Below are 18,966 nucleotides of genomic sequence, written 5' to 3' on the forward strand. Positions count from 1 at the left end.
TCGCGTCGATGCTGCCGGCCGTCTTCGCCGACGACGATCTCGCGCTGCGCTTCGTCGGCGGCCTCGACGACGTCCTCGCCCCCATCCTGAACGTCCTGGACTGCCTGGACACCTACTTCGACCCCGCCCTCACCCCGGTGGACTTCGCCCAGTGGCTCGGCACCTGGGTCGGCGCGGAGACCGACGGCACCGAGGCCGAGCCCATGCTGCGCGCCGCCGTCGCCGCCGCCGCCCGGCTGCACCGCGTACGGGGCACCCTCCAGGGCCTGTCCGAGACCGTCCGGCTCGCCTTCGGGGTGGCGCCGGAGATCACCGAGAGCGGGGGCGCCGTGTGGAACGCCCGGCCGCTCGGCCCCTTCCCCGGCCGGCCCCGCCCGCAGCTGCACGTCGCCCTCCGGCTGCCCGACCCCAGGCCCGTCGACGTCCACCGGCTGGACGCCCTCGTCGCCGCCGCCCGCCCCGCCCACATGCCCTACACGGTCGAAGTGACCGCCTCCGAAAGGACTCCGGAGAGATGACCACGCAGAACTGCGCCGAGTGCGGGACCCCCGCGGAACCGGGCCAGTCCTTCTGCGACGCGTGCGGCGCCGTACTCAGCTGGGAGCAGGCCGGCGCCGCCCGCACCGCGCGGCCCGCGGCCGCCACGGCCGCCACGTCCGCCCAGAACGGCTTCGACGCCTTCGCGGGCGCCGGCGTGCCCCCGGCCCGCCCCGGCCGCCCGGCCGGGGCTTCCGCCGCGGGCGCCGAGGACGCACCGGCCGGCGCCATCGGGGACAACCCGACGCTGCCCCAGCCGCGCCGCCCGGCAGGCACCGCGGACACCCCGGCCGCCGACACCCCGGCCACCACCGGGGACACGGGGGACACCGCGGGCCGCGCGGGAGGGGCCGCGGGTCCGGACGAGGCCCGCGGCGCCGCCGCCTCCGCGCCCGGCACCGACGAGACCGCGCCCACCACACCGGTGCCCGCCGCCCCGGCACCCGCCCCGAACGCGCTCACCGACACCATGTCCGACCGGGCCCGGTCCCTCCTCGTCCCCGTCGCCGACCCCGAGGCACCCGCCCCGGCGGCGCCCCCGGCCGTCGCCCCCGTCCTGCCCGGCCGCCCCGACGCGGACCGGCCGCAGGTCCGCGCCCCCGCCCACCAGCCGGACATCGCCAATGGCCCGCCCTGCCCGTGGTGCTCCACGCCCAACCGCCCCGACCGCCACTACTGCGCCCGCTGCGCCATGCCCCTGGTCGCGAGCGGCGACCAGGCCTCCGTACGCGCCCCCTGGTGGCGGCGCCTGTTCGGCGGACGGCGCCAGGAGACCCCGTGGGCCGGCGACCGCCCCCGTCTGCGCCGGGTCTTCGACCGCATCGGCACCTGGATCACCCTCGCCGTCGTGGTCACCCTGGCCGTCCTCGGCTTCATGTACATCCCCGACGGCGTCCAGAACACCCGCGACCACTTCGCCAAGCGCGCCCCCGTCTCCCCGGACGGCATCAGGGCCTCGCACTCCTTCCCCGGCCACAAGCCGGAACTCCTCATCGACAAACTCAGCAACACCTGGTGGGGCCCCGGCATCTCGCAGTCCGGCCAGGGCGAATGGGTCGAGGCCAGCTTCACCGAGCCGACCCGGCTGCTCGACGTGATCATCACCCCGGGTGTCTCCTCCCGCCCCGACAAGATGCAGGAGTCGGCGCTGCCGCACCGGATCAAGGCGACGATCACCATGAAGGACGGGTCGGTCAAGACCCGCGACCTCACCCTGGACCAGGGCGCCGGCGGCCAGCGGCGCCCGTTCCGCGTCGGCGAGGTCACCAAGGTCCGCTTCACCATCGAGTCCGCCCACGCGGCGTCCGCCAAGAAGCAGGTGGCGATCTCCGAGATCGAGTTCTTCGGCCCCTCCAGCGCCAACCGCTCCTGACCCCGCCCGGGCCCCGCCGCCACCGCACACCGGCACGAGGCGGCGGGGCCCGACCGCACCCGAACGGACGCCACACCATGCGCCCCCCTCCGGGCCCCCGGAGGCTGAGGCCATGCCCACAGCACGAGCGATATCCACCGCCGTCCTGCTGTCCACGGCCACCCTGCTCGCCTCCTCCCTGACGGCCTGCGCGCCCGCGGGCCGGGACGGCGACCGGCAAGGGCACGGTGACACCGGCGGCACCACGACCGACGATCAGGCCCTGAGCAGGCTCCGGGAGCAGTCCCCGGCCTGGCGGGACTGTCCCGCCCCCGCCCCCGTCCAGGGCGGCGGCCAGGCCCCCGGCGCGCTCCCCGACGGCACCCGGTGGCAATGCGCCACGCTGCGCACACCGTTGGACTGGAACGACCCCTCCGGCGCGGCCATGGACCTCGCGCTGATCCGCGCCCGCACCAGCGCCGCCCCGGACGACCGGATCGGCTCCCTGCTCTTCAACTTCGGCGGCCCCGGCGGCTCCGGCGTCGCCACCCTCCCCGGTCTCGCCCCCGACTACGAGAAGCTCCGCACCCGCTACGACCTCGTCAGCTTCGACCCCCGCGGCGTCGGCAACAGCCACGGCGTGCGCTGCCCGGACGCCGGCCTCCCCGACGAGGACGAGATCGACGACACCCCCGACGACGGCCCCGAGGAGACCGACGCGCTCGTCCGGTTCAACCGGAAGACGGCGGCCGCCTGCGCGAAGGGCTCCGGCGACGTCCTCCCCCACGTCGGCACCACCCAGGCCGCCCGGGACATGGACCTGCTGCGCCAGGTCCTCGGCGACGACAGGCTCCACTACTTCGGCGTCTCCTACGGCACCGAACTCGGTGGCGTCTACGCCCACTTGTTCCCCGAGCGCGTCGGCCGCGCGGTCTTCGACGGTGTCGTCGACCCCACCCACGACCTGATGGAGGAAGCCCTCGCCCAGGCCGGCGGCTTCCAGCTCGCCTTCGAGCACTTCGCCGCCTGGTGCGCCCGGCAGGGCTGCGCGCTCGGCGACGGCCCCGAGGACATCGTGGACCTGGTCGTCGGTCTCGAAGCGGCCCTCGACGACACCCCCCTGGCCACCGACGGCGGCGGACTCGACGGCGACGCCCTCGTCGACGCCGTCAGCGGGGCGCTCTACCGGCAGGACTACTGGCCCGCGCTCCGCGTCGCCCTGGAAGCCGCGGCCGACGACGACGGCGAGGCCCTCCAGGACCTCGCCGAGGCCCTGGGCCAGCACGGCACGGACGGCGGCCCCGCCGACGCCGACGCCGACGCCGACGGCAGGGAAAGCAACGAGGAGGACGCCTTCAGGGCCATCACCTGCGACGACTCCAGCGAGCGCTACTCCGTCGCGGACGTCCGCGCCCGCCTGGCGGACTTCGTCGAGGCCTCCCCGATCTTCGGCCCCGGCCTGGCCTGGGGCACCCTGTCCTGCGACGGCTGGCCGGTCTCCGGGGCCGCCCGGCACCCCGAGGTCGGCGCCCCGGGCGCGTCCCCCGTCCTGCTCGTCGGCAACACCGGCGACCCCGCCACCCCCTACGAGGGCGCCGCCCGCATGGCGGAACGCCTCGGCAGGGGCGTGGGCGTCGAGCTGACCTACGAGGGCGAGGGCCACGGCGCCTACGACAGCGGCAACGCCTGCGTCCGGAACACCGTCGACGCCTACCTGCTGCACGGCACGCTCCCGGAACCCGGCACCATCTGCGAGGCGGAACCACTGCCCGAGGGCAAGTGACCGGCACCGTACGCCGACGCCCCCGCGATCATGATCGCGGGGGCGTCGGCGTACCGGTTCGGAGCCCCCTGTCGGATTCGAACCGACGACCTTCGCTTTACAAGAGCGGCGCTCTGACCAGCTGAGCTAAGGAGGCACGCGCGCGTCGGGCGCGCGCAGGCTGGTCCACTGTACACAGCGCCGGTGAACGATGTGATGCGAAAGTTTCGGCGAAATTCACAGACTCCCAGCTACTGACAGATCAGGTGAACGCCGGGTACCGTCCTGCTCAGCTTCACCCGCGTGGACTACACCACCACCTTCCTACAACGGATCGTCCGGCACGTTCCTGCCGGTAGAAGGGGGCCCTTCACCATGGCCACTGTTACGTTCGACAAGGCGACCCGCGTGTACCCGGGTTCCACGAAGCCCGCCGTCGACGGTCTCGACATCGACATCGCGGACGGCGAGTTCCTCGTCCTGGTCGGCCCGTCCGGTTGTGGCAAGTCCACCTCGCTCCGGATGCTCGCGGGGCTCGAGGACGTGAACGGCGGCGCCATCCGCATCGGCGACCGCGACGTGACCCACCTGCCGCCCAAGGACCGGGACATCGCCATGGTGTTCCAGAACTACGCGCTGTACCCGCACATGTCGGTCGCCGACAACATGGGCTTCGCCCTGAAGATCGCCGGCGTCAACAAGGCGGAGATCCGGCAGAAGGTCGAGGAGGCCGCGAAGATCCTCGACCTCACCGAGTACCTGGACCGCAAGCCGAAGGCCCTCTCCGGCGGTCAGCGCCAGCGTGTGGCGATGGGCCGCGCGATCGTGCGTGAGCCGCAGGTGTTCCTCATGGACGAGCCGCTGTCCAACCTGGACGCCAAGCTCCGCGTCTCCACCCGTACGCAGATCGCCTCGCTCCAGCGCCGCCTGGGCATCACCACCGTCTACGTCACCCACGACCAGGTCGAGGCCATGACGATGGGCGACCGCGTGGCGGTCCTCAAGGACGGTCTGCTCCAGCAGGTCGACACCCCGCGCAACATGTACGACAGGCCGGCGAACCTCTTCGTGGCCGGCTTCATCGGCTCCCCCGCCATGAACCTGGTCGAGGTGCCGATCACCGACGGCGGCGTGAAGTTCGGCAACAGCGTCGTCCCGGTCAACCGCGACGCCCTGAAGGCCGCCGCCGACAAGGGCGACCGCACGGTCACCGTCGGTGTCCGCCCGGAGCACTTCGACGTGGTGGAGCTGAACGGCGGCGCGGCCAAGACCCTCTCGAAGGACTCGGCGGACGCCCCGGCCGGCCTCGCGGTCTCGGTGAACGTCGTGGAGGAGACCGGCGCCGACGGCTACGTCTACGGCACGGTCGAGGTCGGCGGCGAGACGAAGGACCTCGTGGTCCGCGTCAGCAGCCGCGCGGTGCCGGAGAAGGGCGCGACCGTCCACGTCGTGCCGCGTCCGGGCGAGACCCACGTGTTCTCGTCCTCCACGGGCGAGCGCCTCACCGACTGAGGACGGTGACGCGGGAAACCTCCCGCTGAGAAACCACGCGACCGGGTGATTTCACCCGCGTTGACGACAAGAGCCCCGCGGCCTGCTGCGGGGCCCTTTTCGTTGTCGACAAATACCCCGACACAAGGGACGTTTCGAGCCGCGTTCGTCAACCCCCTACCCCGCCGAAGACCTCTCTTCATCCCCCGAAGGGGTGACTAAATGTCGCCAAATCATTACCGGGCGCTACCCTCACTCGCGTGAAGCACTCCGTGAAGCACTCCACCGCCCGACAGACGCGACGCGGCCGGGGCCCCGCCCGCCGGATCGGCCGCTCTCTCGCCTTCGTCCTGCCCGTCGTCCTGGTGCTCTCCGGGACACTCGCGGTCACCCGCGTCGACTGGTCCGGGGATCCCTCGGACTCGGTGCTCGCCGCGTCGGAGGCGTCCTCCGCCAAGGCCTCCTCCGCCCGCGCCGCCCGCGCCCCGCACGAGGTGCTGCGCGACCGGCTGCTGACCGAACTGCAGGAGGAGGACCCGGGCGTCGCCCTCACCCACCTCCAGCAGGCGGTGAACGAGCGCCCGTCGCTGGCCGACCACTGCGCCACCATCGCCCGCGCCCTCGGCCGCGCCGCGGTGAGGGCCTACGGCCCCACACGCGCCCAGTCGTACGCCCGGCCCGTGTGCGACACCGCCTTCGCCTCCGGCGTCCTGGCCGCGCACGGCTGAGCGCTCTTCGAAGGGCCGGTGGGGCGCCGCGTACAGTTCGGGCATGACCGATCCGAGCGCCGCGTCCCACCGCCCCGTTCAAGCCGTCGTCCTGGCCGGCGGACAGGGTTCCCGGCTGCGCCCCTACACCGACGACCGGCCCAAGCCGATGGTCGAGATCCCGGGCACCGGGACTCCGATCATCGGCCATCAGCTCGCCTGGCTCGCCGAAGAGGGCGTCACCGACGTCGTGGTCTCCTGCGGCCATCTGGCCGAGGTGCTGCAGAAGTGGCTGGCGAGCGCCGACCTGCCGCTCTCCGTCACCACCGTCGTGGAGTCCGAGCCACTCGGCCGCGGCGGCGGCCTCCGGTACGCCGCCGCCCACCTGCCGCACCCGGACAGGCCCTGGTACGCCACCAACGGCGACATCTGGACCCGTTTCTCGCTGCGCGACCTGGCCGACTTCCACGCCGAGCGGGACGCCGTCGCGACCCTCGCCCTGGCCCGCCCGCGCCTGCCGTGGGGCGCCGTGCAGACGGACGGCTTCGGCCACATCACCGACTTCATCGAGGCGCCGCCGTCCACGTTCGAGATCAACGCGGGCGTGTACGTCTTCTCGCCGGAGTTCGCCGCGATGCTCCCGGAGCGCGGCGACCACGAGCGCACCACCTTCCCCCGGCTGGCCCGCGAGCGCCGGCTGGCCGGTTTCCCGATCCCGCAGGGCTCCTACTGGCGGGCGATCGACACCGCGAAGGACCTGACGGAGGCGGCCCGGGAACTGGCGGCGCTGAGCGGCCGCTGAGGGATTTCATTGGGCAGACTTCCTGACGTACACCTCGGGGCACTGACGCGCGACGGGGCGTGCCGTCCCTCCCGTGACGCCGACGGCAGCCGTCCGGTTCTGGCTGGGCGGGCGGTCGGACGCCCGGGAGGGCTTTCGGGCGCGGGGCCGGTTCAGCGCTCCTGCTGCGGCATCTCCTGGGTCGCTCCGGGCACCGTCGGCATGGGCTGGCTGGCGGCAGCGGCCTGGGCGTTGACGTTGGCCAGCCGCGTGCTCTCGTAGAACTCCGGGTCGCTCGGCGCTGCTTGGGCCGATGTCTGGAAGGCGCCGGAGAGGTCACCGAAGGTCTCACGGCGCCAGGGCGTGATGGCGTCGAAGGTGACCGGTCCCTTGCCGGAGAGACCGCCGGAGGCCGTGATCGCCTCGATGAGGCGCAACGGTGACGTGTGGTCGGAGACCTCGGAGAATATGTGACCGCCGACCGTCCACGGCGAGATCACGATGCACGGCACCCGGAAGCCCGCACCGACGGGCAGGCCGCCGCCGGGTGTGCCCTTCGGCGAGGCGAGGCTGACGTATTCCTCCGGGTACTTCTTCGGGTCCGGAACCGGCGGCGGCACGTGGTCGAAGAAGCCGTCGTTCTCGTCGTAGTTGATGACGAAGACCGTCGAGTTCCACAGGTCTTCGTTGGCGGCGAGCGCCTCCAGCTTGGAGGCGAGGAAGTACGCTCCGGCGGCCGGGGTGTTCGGGGGGTGCTCGTCGGAGGGGTAGGGCCCGTCCGGGAAGAGCCACGTCACGTCGGCCAGGGTGCCGTTGGCGCAGTCCTCCTCGAACCCGAGGTGGGGCGTGCTGGCCATGGTCGGGTTGTTCGGGTCCCCCACGCCGCCCGGCGTGCCGTCGCCGAAGAGCGTGCCGTTGAGCCGGATCCGGTTGTAGAGCTCCGGCGGGACGAAGCCCGGCTTCTTGAAGTTGGCCCACCAACTGAAGTAGTTGTAGCTGCCCGAGCTGGTGTAGGTCTTCACGGTGTAGCCCGCCTCGAAGAGCACCTCGGCGGCCGACTTCCAGGTCAGCGTGTTGGGTTGCACCGTTTCTAGGATCGGGCCGCCCTGCCTGCCCTGCGGGTCGTTGGTGCCCGACATCCAGATCGCACGGTTGGGGTACGTGGGGCCGAACACCGAGCAGTGGTAGTTGTCGAGCAGGGTGAAGTTCTCCGCGAGGGCCCAGTGGAAGGGGATGTCCTCCTTCTTCAGGTAGCCCATCGTGTAGGAGCCCTTCACGTCGCCGTCGGACGCGAGGTGCGAGACCAGCCACCCGTCCATCGCGCCGTTGTTCCAGGCGGCGTGCTGGTCGCGCCAGTCGTGCGACAGCGACGGTACGGCGGCGGCACCGGTCTTGACGGTGTCCATGTGGAAGGGCTCGAGGTAGCCGTCCGGGTTGGCCGGGTCCGGCTGCTGGAAGACCGAGTTGCCGTTCGGCAGCTTGATCGCGGTCTTGTCGCTGAAGCCGCGTGCGCCCGGGAAGGTGCCGAAGTAGTGGTCGAAGGACCGGTTCTCCTGCATGACGTAGACGACATGCTTGACCTGGGAGAGGTCGAAGTTGCGCTTGCGGGCGGAGGCGGCGCGGGCGAGCTGCGTGGGCAGCACGCCGGACATGCCCGCGGCGGCGGCGATCGTTGCCGCCCCGGCGATGAAGCTGCGCCGGGAGGGGCGGGGGCCGCTCGGGTTGGTGCTGGTCTCAGGCATGCGAGGGTTCTTTCTGATCACGGGGAATCGGGAGGACGGGTGGTGGCCCCGTGGTCGGAGCCACCACCCGCCGGGCCGGCGTCTCAGCCGGTGACGCCGAGGACCTCGGCGATGGAGCTGTTGGAGGTGTCGGCGATGTACAGCACCCCGGTCGAGAGGTCGACCGAGAGGGCGTACGGGGTGTTGAGGCGCGAAGCGGACGGGGCCTGACCGCTGCTCTCGCCGCCGGCGGCGGGCGCAGCGGCGTTGACGACGGTGCTGATGGTGCCGTCCGGCTCGACCTCGCGAACCGTGTTGTTCAGGGTGTCGGCGATGAAGAGGTCACCGGCGTTGTCGACGGCGACGCCCTGCGGACCGCTCAACTGGGCCTCGGTGGCGGGGCCGCCGTCCCCGGAGTAGCCGCCCCGGCCGTCGTTCTCGGCCCGGTCCTTGGCGTAGTTGCCCGCCACGGTGCTGATGGTGCCGGTGGCCGCGTCGACCTTGCGGATGACGCTGTTGGAGGTGTCGGCGATGTACACGTCGCCGTGCCGGTCGACGACCACACCGGTCGGAGAGCTCAGCCGCGCCTTGCGGGCCGTGTCGCCGTCACCCGCGTAACCGGCCTTGCCGCTGCCTGCGAACGCGTTGATCTTGCCGTCGGGCGTGACCCGCACGACGCGGTTGTTGAAGGTGTCGGCGACGTAGAGCACGCCGTGCGCGTCCACCGCGACCGCCTGGGGGTGGTTGAGGGCGGTTCTGGTGGCCTCGCGCTTCTCCTGCCCGACGAGGCTGGAGCCGGCAATCGCCGCCTCGCCGGTACCGGCGACCCGGTGGATGACCCCGTCCGCGGTGATCTCGCGGACAACGTTGTCAGCACTGTCGGCGATGAAGATGTCGCCCTTGGCGTCCACGGCGGTGCCCATCGGCTGGTAGAGCGTCGACTCGGTGGCCGCGCCGCCGTCGCCCTTGTCGCCGTAGCCCCCGAGGGACCCGGCGACCACCTCGCTCTGCCCGTTGGCGAGGGCGGCGAGGACGTTGTCGCCCGTGTTGGAGGCGTAGACGACGCCGTCGCTCGCCGAGACACCGGCCGGGCGGTAGAGACCGCCGGCGGGCGGCAGGGGCAGGCCGGTGGTCGGGTCGATGCGGACCTCGCCGCCCGCGGAGGCGTCGTAGGGCAGGGTCTGCAGGATCGGACCGCTCGGCTTGGTGCTGTCACCGATGACGAGGCTGAGGTCGTCCGCCTCGCCGTTGCTGTCGGCACCCGAGTTCACGGCCGTGAGAGTGATCTTCAGGGTCACCTTGGCCGCGCCCTTGGGGACGTTGCCGTACCACGCCAGCGGGACGAGCTTGGAGACGGACCCACGCTGGTTGGCCTTGACGGGCCCGATGCTCGCGGCGGTCAGCGTCTTGCCGTCGGCGTTCTGGAAGGTGGCGGACACGACGGCGTTGTCGTTCTGCGTGGCGTAGCCGCCGATCAGGCCGGAGAGCTTGAAGGGCTTGCCGGAGACGTCACCGAGCGGGCTGAGGTCGATCGGCTGGGTCTGGGTGGTGGCGACGCCCGCGATCGCGTTCTCCGGATCGTGGCCGCCCCAGAAGACACGGCTGCCCGGCCGCGCGGGCGGGTAGGCCGAGGGCGACTGGGCGTACGACTCGGCCACGGCCCGGGGAGCGGGCAGGGCGGAGGCGCTGAGCCAGCAGTCCGGCACGGGCACCGCGCCGTCACCGGGCGCACCGAACCAGATGTCGGAGGCGTAGTCCTCCGCGCCCGGGTTGGAGACCAGGTTGTGGTCCAGGGCCGGGGTCACCGGGTTGGGGCAGTTCGGGCTGCCCGCGTGGGTGCCGGTGGTGAGGTCGTAGCTCTGCCCGTGGGCGGCCGGCGAGGTGGGGTCGATGACGAAGGAGAGGTCGTCGGCGATGCCGTTGCTGTCGTTGCCCGCGTTGATCGCCGTCGCCGAGAGCGTGACGACGACCTCGGCGGTGCCGTCGGGCAGCGTGCCGAAGGTCTGGGTGGACAGCATGCCGCCGCTGTCCGGTCCGCCCTTCGCCGCGAGGTAGTCGGCGACGGCGACGCGCTGCGGCTCGGTGATCGGGCCGATCCGGGCGCTGCTCAGCGTGTTGCCGTGGTCGTCCTCGAAGACGGCGTCGACCTGGGCGAAGTCGCCCTGCGTCGAGTAACCGCCGAGCTGGCCGGAGAGCTCGAAGGTGTGGCCGTCGGCGTGCATGGAGCTGACGTCGATGGTCTGGAAGGCCTTGGTCGTGACGCCCTGGACATCGTTGACGAAGCCCGGTGCCGGGTCGAAGCCCGGGTTGCCGGCCGGGGTCGAGCTCGAGTTGGTGCCGCCGAAGAAGAGCCTGGACCCTTCGAGGCCCGGGTAGGGGCCCTTCTGGCTCTTCGACTGGACGACGGCGTCGGGTGCGGGCAGATCACCGTGGCTGACCCAGCAGTCCGGCACGGGGACCGTGGCGGTCGCCTTCCCGGGGTCGGTGACGCCGCTGCCACTGCCGTACGGGTAGGCGACGGAGGTGTAGTCCTCCGCGCCGGGGTTGGAGATCAGGTTCTTGCCCGCGTCGTGCGGGGCCGGGGCGGGGCAGTTGCCGGTCTGGTCGTAGTTCTGGTCGGCCGGCGCGACCGCGCTGTCGCCGACGACGAGGCTGACGCTGTCGGCGCTGGCGTCGTTGTGCCCCGCCCCGCCCATGGTGAAGGTCAGGGTGACGGCCACGTGGGTCGCGCCGGCGGGAACGGTGCCGTAGCCGCTGCGCGGGAGCAGACTGGAGGCGTCACCGCGATCGATCGCCGTCACCGGTCCCACCGTGGTGACGGCGGGGCGACCGCTGTCGTCGACCACGGTGTCGCCGTCGGCGTCCTGCCAGGTCGCCGTGAGGGTGGTGGCGTCGTCCTGGTCCGCGTAGCCGCCCAGGCGCGCGCCCAGGGCGAAGTGCTTGCCGACGACGTCACCGAGCGAGCCGAGGTCGATCGTCTGGGACGCGGTGGTGATCGTGCCGGCGACCGCCTTGTCGTTGGCGCTCTTGCCGCCGTAGAAGTTCCGCGAGCCGGCCTTTCCGGGGTACGCCCCGGTCACCGCGCTGGCGATCTCGTTGGCGACATCGGTGCCGGTGATCGTGGAGGTGACCGCCCAGCAGTCCGGCAGGAGCACACCGTCGGGATCGGTGACCGAGCTGCCCGCGGTGGTGCCCGCGCCGCCCGGTACCGAGCCCCGCGTCGTGGCGTACTCCGCGCCCGGGTTCGAGACCAGGTTGCGGTCGAGTGCGACCTCCGCCTGCCCCGTCTCGGACGAACAGTACTGACCGCCCGTCAAGTCATAGCCCTGGGGCGCCGACACCAAGGCCCTGTCCGTCGCGTTCGCCCCCGCCGACGGCAGGCCGACCAGCGCGAGCCCGGCGGCGGCGACACCGGCCGCGACCTGAATCCGCACACGGCCGCCCCAGCGGCGTCTGCGTCTCTTGACCATCTCGTCCCACGTCATCGCACGATCTCCGTCCACCGAAGGAAGGGGCCGCCTCTCAGGCGATGAGCGGTGCCGGAAACCCCGGCTCCGCCTGACCCCGGCGCAGGTTCCGGGGAGCGGGTGAACATCCGTCAAACATCTGCTGGATCAACGTCGGTTGAATGGGAGAACGTTTGCAGTTGGGATCGGACAGCGGTCCGCATCCGACCGCTCCCGAGTCGGCGGATCTCCCGGCCCCGGCTCCTGCCCGACCGGCGGAGGCGACCGGCCCCGGCTCCTGCCCGACCGGCGCAGGCGACCGGCCCCGGCTCCTGCCCGACCGGCGGAGGCGACCGGCTCCGGAGACGGTGCCGGGCCGTGGAGGGACGACGGGTGGCCTGGACGTGACCGGCCCGGACGAGGAGCTTGCCGAGCGCGCGATGCGGGGCCACGGCGTGCGGGGCGGGCCTGACACAGTGCGCGCGGCTGCCGAGTGCGAGTCAACTCCCTTTGCACAGTGTGTCGTTCACTGCTGTTACAGAGAGGGGCCGACGACGTGTTCGCGGAGGTCCGCTCGCGGGCGGGGCCGCGGCATACGGGCGGCTCGCTCAGGCGCGAGGGCGGATGCGCCCGCCTGCGGGGCCCGGGCCGAGGTCGTGTCGATCTTCGGGATGATTCGGGATGATGCCGTCGGCGTGGTGGGCGAACGTCTCCACGGACCCCGGGCGGGTGAATCCTCCACCCGCCCGGAAGCACGCCGTCGTGGTGGCTCAGCCCAGGAGACCGCCCACCAGACGGCCGCCCGGCTCTCCAGTGGAGGAGGAACCGCCGCCGCCGTCACCGCTGCCGGTGGAACCGGTGGAGCCGCCCCCACCGCTGCCGCCGGTCGAGGTGCCGCCCGCGGTCGGGCCGGCCGTGGTGCTCGGCGCCTGGCCGGCCGGGGAGGACTGCCGCGGCGGGGCCTGGCCCGTGGTGCCCTGGGTCTGGCTCGGCGTACCGCCACCGGTGGAGGTGCCGCCGCTGTCCCGGGTCGTCGCGCCCGGGGTGGTCGCGGCGTCCTCGGAGGAGGCGGACGCGCCGCTGGTGGCGCCCCGGGTGGGAGACGCGGAGGCCTCCGGGGAGGAGGTCTTCGGCTCGCGCGTGCCGGGGTCCTGCGGGAGCGGCGAGCCGGGCAGCTCGTTGCGCGGGGCCTCGCCGGGCCCGGGGACGACCACGCGGTCGGCGTCCCGGACGGCACCGCCGAGGACGGAGCCGACGAGCAGGGTGACACCGGCGACCAGGAAGGTGACGAGGGCGCCGCGGCGCAGGACGTAGCGGCGCAGGTCCCAGATGTCGGAGCGGGGGCCGAGCCGGCGCCAGGCGCTGCCCGCGAGCCGGCCGTCCACGGAGTAGACGGGCGCCCCGGCGATGATCAGCGGGGACCAGGCGGCGAGGTAGATGATGTCCGGCGCGTCGTAGGCCGGGACGCTCTTCCAGCTGACGGTGACGAGGAGCGCGGCGGACAGGGCGGCACCGATGACGGCGGCCACCCGCTGCCAGCACCCGAGGACGGTCAGGACGCCCACCAGCACCTGGAGGAAGGCGATGACCAGCCCGGCGCCCACGGGGTGGGCGAGGGCGAACTGGCGCAGCGGCTCGGCGACGTCCCAGGGGTGCAGGGTGTTGAGCCACTTGACCATGGAGCCGCGTTCGCCGCCGTCGAAGTAGACGGGGTCGCAGAGCTTGCCCATGCCGGCGTAGATGGAGATGAAGCCGAGGAAGACGCGCAGGGGCAGCAGGACGACGCCGAGGTTCATCCGGCGGCCGGGGAAGTAGGCGTGCCGTGCCGGGTCGTCGGCACGGCGCCTGCGGCGCGGTCCGCCCGGTTCGGTGTCGTCGCCGTGGCCGTCGGTTCCGGTCCCGAAGTCCCGCGGGCCGTAGCCGGATTCGTCGTAGGAGGGTTCGTCGTAGGAGGGTTCGTCGTAGGCGCTGCCCACGGTGCGCATCGCGGGCAGCAGCCGGGTGCCCTCGGGGACGGGGCCGCGCTGGGCGCCGACGAGGGGGGTCTCGAGCGTCTGGGTGGCGGGACCGTCGTCGTAGTCCAGCGGGCCGCCGCCGAGGTCGACCCGGGGGATGACCTGCGTGGCTCCGGCGTCGCCCGAACGGTCGGCGGCCGGGTCGTCGGCGTGGTGACCGGCTCCCGCCCGCACCGCCTGGAGCAGCCGGTGCGCGCCGGTGTCGTCCGGGTCGGACCGCCCGCTCCACACGACGGCGCGACGACGGCCCGGGGCGGCGGGCACGCGGGCGGTGTCCTGGGTGGCGCTCAGGTGCCGCGCGATCCGCGGGGACTGGGTCCGCCGCGCGGAGGCACCGAACTGCACGCGGAAACTCGCGTGGTTGACGATGACCTGGGCCGGATCGCTCGGCACCTTCACCATGCTCAGCGCGGGAGCGTCGTCGTATCCCGACGAGCGGTCCCCCGTGGGTGTGCGGGGTGTTCTGGTGTCCACACTCATCTAACCGAGTGATGTGTCGTTAGGACACTGCCTTGACCGCCCGGATCTGTCCGGACCCCGTCAAGCATGTCCGGACAGCCTCGAACACCCCGTACGGGCTATACGGCGAACGCTTGTTCAGCTCCGCCGTCGCGCCGCCTCGTACAGCACGATGCCCGCCGCCACACCCGCGTTGAGCGACTCGGCCCCGCCCGGCATCGGGATCCGGACCCGGAAGTCGCAGGTTTCGCCGACGAGTCGGGACAGGCCCTTGCCCTCGCTGCCGACGACGATGACCACGGGGCCGTCGAGGGCCGCCAGGTCCCCCAGTTCGGCTTCACCGTCGGCGGCGAGACCGACGACCGTGATGCCGGCCTTCTGGTACGACTCCAGCGCCCGCGTGAGGTTGGTGGCGCGGGCCACCGGCGTACGGGCGGCCGTGCCGGCGGACGTCTTCCAGGCGCCCGCCGTCATGCCGGCCGCCCGCCGCTCGGGCACGACGACGCCGTGGCCGCCGAAGGCGGAGACCGAGCGGACGACGGCACCGAGGTTGCGCGGGTCGGTCACCCCGTCGAGGGCGACGATCAGCGGGTCCACGCCCTCGTCGTGGGCGGCGGCGACCAGGTCCTCGGGGTGCGCGTACTCGTACGGCGGCACCTGGAGCACGAGCCCCTGGTGGTTGAGCCCGTTGGTCATCCGGTCCAGCTCGGGACGCGGCGCCTCCATGAGGTTGATGCCACCGCGCTCGGCGGCGAGTTGCAGCGCCTCGCGCACCCGCTCGTCGTTGTCGATGAACTGCTGGACGTAGAGCGTGGAGGCGGGCACGCCCTCGCGCAGCGCCTCGTAGACCGGGTTGCGGCCGACGACCAGCTCGGACGTCGACCGGCCGCCACCGCGCCGCTGCTGCGGGCGCCCCGTGGCGCGGCGCGCCTTGGCGTTGGCGGCGCGCTGCTTGGCGTGCCCCTTGCGCATCTCGGCGGGAGGCGTCGGCCCCTTGCCTTCCAGGCCCCGGCGTCGCTTGCCGCCGCTGCCGACCTGCGCGCCCTTCTTGCCGGACATGCGGCGGTTGTTCGCGGCCATGAGTTACCTGTCTCCGCTCTCTACGGGAGTGTGCGTCGTACGTGCGTCTTATGCAGTGTGCCGCCCGGAGGGCCGGGCGGCACAATCGATCTACGGGCTCGGGCCCCGCCCACCCCCCGGGTCAGCGGGGGCCGAGGCTCCAGCGGGGGCCCTGCGGGCTGTCCTCGATGGCCAGTCCGGACCGTCCGAGCTGATCGCGGATGGCGTCGGCGGTGGCCCATTCCTTCCGCGCCCGGGCAGCCTCGCGCTGGTCGAGGACGAGGCGTACGAGGCTGTCGACGACGTGCCGCAGGTCCTCGCCCTGTTCCCGCTCCCCGGCCCACTGCGGGGCCAGCGGGTCCAGGCCGAGCACGCCGAGCATGGCCCGCACCTCGGCGAGCCGGGCCACGGCGGCGTCCTTGTCGTCGGCGGCCAGCGCGCTGTTGCCCTGCCGGACGGTGGTGTGCACGATCGCGAGCGCCTGCGGGACGCCCAGGTCGTCGTCCATCGCCTCGGCGAAGGCGGGCGGCACCTCGTCGGCGGGCTCCACGGTGTGGCCGGCCAGCTCGGTGACGCGCTGCACGAAGCCCTCGATCCGCGCGTACGCCGACTCGGCCTCGCGCAGGGACTCCTCGCTGTACTCGATGGTGGAGCGGTAGTGCGGGGTGCCCAGGTAGTAGCGCAGCACGACCGGCCGCCACTGCTTGACCATCTCGCTCACCAGGACGCTGTTGCCGAGCGACTTGGACATCTTCTCGCCGCTCATGGTGACCCAGGCGTTGTGCACCCAGTACCGGGCGAAGGCGTCACCGAAGCCGCGGGCCTGCGCGATCTCGTTCTCGTGGTGCGGGAAGATCAGGTCGATCCCGCCGCCGTGGATGTCGAACTCCTCGCCCAGGTACTTGTGCGCCATCGCGGAGCACTCCAGGTGCCACCCCGGCCGCCCCCGCCCCCACGGCGTCTCCCAGCTCGGCTCCCCGGGCTTGGCGGCCTTCCACATGGCGAAGTCCCGCGGGTCCCGCTTGCCGGTCTCGCCGTCCTCGGAGGGCTGGCGCAGCTCGTCGAGGTCCTGGTTGGACAGCGAGAGGTAGCCCGGCAGGGAGCGCACGTCGAAGTAGACGTTGCCGCCGGCCTCGTAGGCGTGCCCGCGCTCGATGAGGCCGCGCATCATCTCGACCATCTCGGTGATGTGGCCCGTGGCGCGCGGCTCGTACGTGGGCGGCAGGCAGCCGAGGGCGGCGTAGGCGTCGTTGAACGCCCGCTCGTTCTCGTACCCGATGGACCACCAGGGGCGGCCCTGCTCGGCCGCCTTCCTGATGATCTTGTCGTCGATGTCGGTGACGTTGCGGACGAAGGTGACGTCGTAGCCGCGGTAGGCGAGCCAGCGGCGCATGATGTCGAAGTTCAGCCCCGACCGGATGTGCCCGATGTGCGGGGCGGCCTGCACGGTGGCGCCACACAGGTAGATCGAGACACAGCCCGGTACGAGGGGGGCGAAGTCACGGATCTGCCGGGCGCTGGTGTCGTACAGGCGAATAGTCACGTGTCCAGGGTAGTAGGCGCCGAGCAGTGCCAAGGGCACGCGTACCGCGTTGTTGCCGGACCGAGTGGGAACGCCGGGAGGGCAGGCCCTTGCCCCCACGCGTCGGACGGCACGGGCACCGGCCGCGGCCCAGGGGCGAAGCCCAGACGGTGCGCGAGGCGGAGCACCGCACGGCGCGCCCCCGGGCAGCACCCGGACATCCCCCGGGCAGCACCCCTCACACCACCCGCACGCCCTTGTCCCCACGCGTCGGACGGCACAGGCACCAGCCGGGGGGCGAGGGCGGAGCCCCAGCCGGGGCGCGAGGCAGAGCCCCGCACGACGCGCCCCCGGGCAGCACCCCTCACACCACCCGCACGCTCTTGCCCCCGCGCGTCGGGCGGCACGGGCACCGGCCGGGGGCGAGGGTCGGAGCCCCAGACGGTGCGCGAGGCAGAGCCCCGCACGGCGCGCCCCGGGCAGCACCCGGACATCCCCCGGGCGGCACCCCTCACACCGCCCCGCCCGGCTAGGGCACCCGCACGACCAACGCCGTGGCCACCGCCATCAGCCCCTCGCCCCGCCCGGGGAACCCCAGCCCGTCCGTCGTCGCCCCCGACACGGACACCGGTGCCCCGACCGCGCCGGAGAGGACGGCCTCCGCCTCGTCCCGCCGCTTCCCGATCTTCGGCCGCGCCCCGACCACCTGCACCGCGACGTTCCCGATCCGGAACCCCGCCGCCCGCACGATCCGCGCCGCCTCCGTCAGGAGCGTCACCCCGGAGGCCCCGGACCACTCCGGCCGCCCGGTGCCGAAGTGCCGGCCCAGGTCTCCGAGCCCGGCCGCGGAGAACAGCGCGTTGCACGCCGCGTGGGCGACGACGTCCGCGTCGGAGTGCCCGGCGAGCCCGGGCCCCTCGCCCTCCCACTTCAGCCCCGCGCACCACAGCTCACGCCCGTCCTCGAAGGCGTGGATGTCCGTACCGATCCCGACCTGCGGCAGCAGCACCTGCGCACCCGTCTCAGAACCCATCGTTCAGCCTCCTGCGCGCCAGTACCGCCTCCGCCAGCACCAGGTCGAGCGGGCGCGTCACCTTGAACGCCTCCTCGTGCCCCGGCACCACCACCACCGCGAGCCCGAGCCGCTCCACCATGCTCGCGTCGTCCGTGACGTCGTCGGTCACCGTCCCGTGGGCCCGCACCAGCGTCGCGCGGTCGAAACCCTGCGGGGTCTGCACGGCACGCAGCCGCGCCCGCTCCGGCGTCGCCACCACCGGCTCCGGCTCGCCCGGCGCCGCGGCGGGCTCGACCTGCTTGACGGTGTCGGCGAGCGGCACCGCCGGCACCACGGCGGGCGCGCCCTCCCGTACGGCGTCGATCACGGCGTCCACCGTGTCCACCGGCACGAGCGGCCGGGCGGCGTCGTGGACCAGGACGATGTCGTACTCGGGCGGCAGCGCGTCCAGGCCGAGCCGTACGGACTCCTGCCGGGTCTCGCCGCCGGGCACCACGAGGAAGTCCGTCCTCTCGGGCAGCGCGTGCGCGTCCAGGAGGCTCTTGACCTCACCCGCGCCGTCGGGCGGAGCGACGACCACGACGAGGGAAACCCCGCGGGAGGCGGCCATCGCCCGGACCGCGTGGATGAGCATGGGCGTACCGCCCAGCGCGCGCAGGGCCTTCGGGGCGCCCGGGCCGAGCCGTACGCCCCGGCCCGCGGCCGGGATCACGGCGGCGGTCCTGGGACGCGGACGGTCCCCGGCAGGCGTCTCGGCGGACGTCCCGGGGGACGTCTCGGAGGGTGAGGGACGCGATTCGTCAGACATCGGTTCCTGTCAGGTTTGTGTGCTCGACCTAGTTGGGTATGGCCTCACCGTGCCGGGCGCGATGCCTTGACCGGACCCTTCCGTGACCCTGGTCGAGCCAGCAGCCCGGGCCCGGCACGCCAGGACCCGGGGAAACCTCCCGGGACGAGCGTACGAGGATCAACGGCGTCCGGGCGTCCGGACGCCGGAAGCTCCGGACGCCGGAAGCGGTGTCCGGGTACGAACATGCCGCAGCGCCCGGCGACAGCAAAGGATGTCATCGGGCACCGCGGCATTTCAGTGCGCTGAACCG

13 protein-coding genes and 1 tRNA gene are annotated in these 18,966 nt (G+C 73.0%); 6 read left to right on the top strand and 8 right to left on the bottom strand.

Annotation, left to right across the window (positions count from 1 at the left end; all coding sequences use genetic code 11):
- Window positions 1–8 precede the first annotated feature (8 nt).
- The 3 genes from IE94_RS0123745 (at window position 9) to IE94_RS0123755 (ending at window position 3,671) form a co-directional block, all read left to right on the top strand.
- The gene (locus IE94_RS0123745) at window positions 9–518 is read left to right on the top strand and encodes a phage tail protein (RefSeq protein ID WP_051777643.1); all 510 of its coding nucleotides are present in this window, start codon (window positions 9–11) and stop codon (window positions 516–518) included.
- Window positions 515–1,909 carry a zinc ribbon domain-containing protein gene (locus tag IE94_RS0123750; RefSeq protein WP_030187809.1) on the top strand — a complete coding sequence of 465 codons (1,395 nt, stop codon included), beginning with the start codon at window positions 515–517 and terminating at the stop codon, window positions 1,907–1,909. The genes IE94_RS0123745 and IE94_RS0123750 overlap by 4 nt, the downstream gene beginning before the upstream one ends.
- Window positions 1,910–2,021: 112 nt before the next feature.
- Window positions 2,022–3,671: an alpha/beta hydrolase gene (locus IE94_RS0123755; RefSeq protein ID WP_030187816.1), complete on the top strand. Its 1,650-nt coding sequence runs from the start codon at window positions 2,022–2,024 to the stop codon at window positions 3,669–3,671.
- Window positions 3,672–3,733: 62 nt separating this feature from the next.
- On the opposite strand, the gene IE94_RS0123760 is transcribed toward IE94_RS0123755, so the two are convergent.
- Window positions 3,734–3,807, bottom strand: a tRNA-Thr gene (locus IE94_RS0123760).
- A gap of 218 nt (window positions 3,808–4,025) precedes the next feature.
- On the opposite strand from IE94_RS0123760, the gene msiK reads away from it, so the two are divergent.
- From msiK to IE94_RS0123775, 3 genes are all read left to right on the top strand, one after another.
- On the top strand, window positions 4,026–5,162 hold the full coding sequence (gene msiK, locus IE94_RS0123765; protein ID WP_030187818.1) for a diacetylchitobiose ABC transporter ATP-binding protein MsiK: 1,137 nt from the start codon (window positions 4,026–4,028) through the stop codon (window positions 5,160–5,162).
- Between the two features lie 251 nt (window positions 5,163–5,413).
- On the top strand, window positions 5,414–5,869 hold the full coding sequence (locus IE94_RS0123770; protein ID WP_030187820.1) for a hypothetical protein: 456 nt from the start codon (window positions 5,414–5,416) through the stop codon (window positions 5,867–5,869).
- A gap of 43 nt (window positions 5,870–5,912) precedes the next feature.
- A complete protein-coding gene (locus IE94_RS0123775) occupies window positions 5,913–6,650 on the top strand; it encodes a nucleotidyltransferase family protein (protein ID WP_030187823.1) in 738 nt (245 codons plus the stop codon).
- Between the two features lie 152 nt (window positions 6,651–6,802).
- Here the strand turns inward: IE94_RS0123775 and IE94_RS0123780 are convergent, their stop codons facing one another.
- From IE94_RS0123780 to ispD, 7 genes are all read right to left on the bottom strand, one after another.
- Window positions 6,803–8,371 (bottom strand): alkaline phosphatase family protein, encoded by a 1,569-nt coding sequence (locus tag IE94_RS0123780; protein ID WP_051777639.1) that lies wholly within the window; start codon window positions 8,369–8,371, stop codon window positions 6,803–6,805.
- An 83-nt stretch (window positions 8,372–8,454) separates the two neighbouring features.
- Window positions 8,455–11,835, bottom strand: coding sequence for an NHL domain-containing protein (locus IE94_RS37255; protein ID WP_051777641.1), 3,381 nt, complete (start codon window positions 11,833–11,835; stop codon window positions 8,455–8,457).
- 731 nt (window positions 11,836–12,566) lie between these two features.
- A complete protein-coding gene (locus IE94_RS0123790; RefSeq protein WP_063829733.1) occupies window positions 12,567–14,291 on the bottom strand; it encodes a DoxX family protein in 1,725 nt (574 codons plus the stop codon).
- A 117-nt stretch (window positions 14,292–14,408) separates the two neighbouring features.
- Window positions 14,409–15,350, bottom strand: a complete 942-nt coding sequence (gene rlmB, locus IE94_RS0123795) for a 23S rRNA (guanosine(2251)-2'-O)-methyltransferase RlmB (protein WP_030187833.1) — start codon at window positions 15,348–15,350, stop codon at window positions 14,409–14,411.
- 121 nt (window positions 15,351–15,471) lie between these two features.
- Window positions 15,472–16,872: a cysteine--tRNA ligase gene (cysS, locus tag IE94_RS0123800; RefSeq protein WP_030187834.1), complete on the bottom strand. Its 1,401-nt coding sequence runs from the start codon at window positions 16,870–16,872 to the stop codon at window positions 15,472–15,474.
- A 508-nt stretch (window positions 16,873–17,380) separates the two neighbouring features.
- Window positions 17,381–17,884, bottom strand: a complete 504-nt coding sequence (gene ispF / locus IE94_RS0123805) for a 2-C-methyl-D-erythritol 2,4-cyclodiphosphate synthase (RefSeq protein WP_030187837.1) — start codon at window positions 17,882–17,884, stop codon at window positions 17,381–17,383.
- Window positions 17,874–18,674 carry a 2-C-methyl-D-erythritol 4-phosphate cytidylyltransferase gene (ispD, locus tag IE94_RS0123810; RefSeq protein ID WP_030187839.1) on the bottom strand — a complete coding sequence of 267 codons (801 nt, stop codon included), beginning with the start codon at window positions 18,672–18,674 and terminating at the stop codon, window positions 17,874–17,876. The genes ispF and ispD overlap by 11 nt, the downstream gene beginning before the upstream one ends.
- Window positions 18,675–18,966: the final 292 nt, after the last annotated feature.

The sequence above is a fragment of the Streptomyces violaceorubidus genome, from assembly GCF_000717995.1.
GTDB classification, from domain to species: domain Bacteria; phylum Actinomycetota; class Actinomycetes; order Streptomycetales; family Streptomycetaceae; genus Streptomyces; species Streptomyces violaceorubidus.

Bases quoted from the DNA above. Each gene is read 5' to 3' on its own strand.
- IE94_RS0123750 (WP_030187809.1), top strand. From the start codon at position 515: ATGACCACGCAGAACTGCGCCGAGTGCGGGACCCCCGCGGAACCGGGC.
- msiK (WP_030187818.1), top strand. From the start codon at position 4,026: ATGGCCACTGTTACGTTCGACAAGGCGACCCGCGTGTACCCGGGTTCC.
- rlmB (WP_030187833.1), bottom strand. From the start codon at position 15,350: ATGGCCGCGAACAACCGCCGCATGTCCGGCAAGAAGGGCGCGCAGGTC.
- ispF (WP_030187837.1), bottom strand. From the start codon at position 17,884: ATGGGTTCTGAGACGGGTGCGCAGGTGCTGCTGCCGCAGGTCGGGATC.
- IE94_RS0123745 (WP_051777643.1), top strand. From the start codon at position 9: ATGCTGCCGGCCGTCTTCGCCGACGACGATCTCGCGCTGCGCTTCGTC.
- IE94_RS37255 (WP_051777641.1), bottom strand. From the start codon at position 11,835: ATGACGTGGGACGAGATGGTCAAGAGACGCAGACGCCGCTGGGGCGGC.
- IE94_RS0123775 (WP_030187823.1), top strand. From the start codon at position 5,913: ATGACCGATCCGAGCGCCGCGTCCCACCGCCCCGTTCAAGCCGTCGTC.
- IE94_RS0123790 (WP_063829733.1), bottom strand. From the start codon at position 14,291: ATGAGTGTGGACACCAGAACACCCCGCACACCCACGGGGGACCGCTCG.
- ispD (WP_030187839.1), bottom strand. From the start codon at position 18,674: ATGTCTGACGAATCGCGTCCCTCACCCTCCGAGACGTCCCCCGGGACG.
- IE94_RS0123755 (WP_030187816.1), top strand. From the start codon at position 2,022: ATGCCCACAGCACGAGCGATATCCACCGCCGTCCTGCTGTCCACGGCC.
- IE94_RS0123780 (WP_051777639.1), bottom strand. From the start codon at position 8,371: ATGCCTGAGACCAGCACCAACCCGAGCGGCCCCCGCCCCTCCCGGCGC.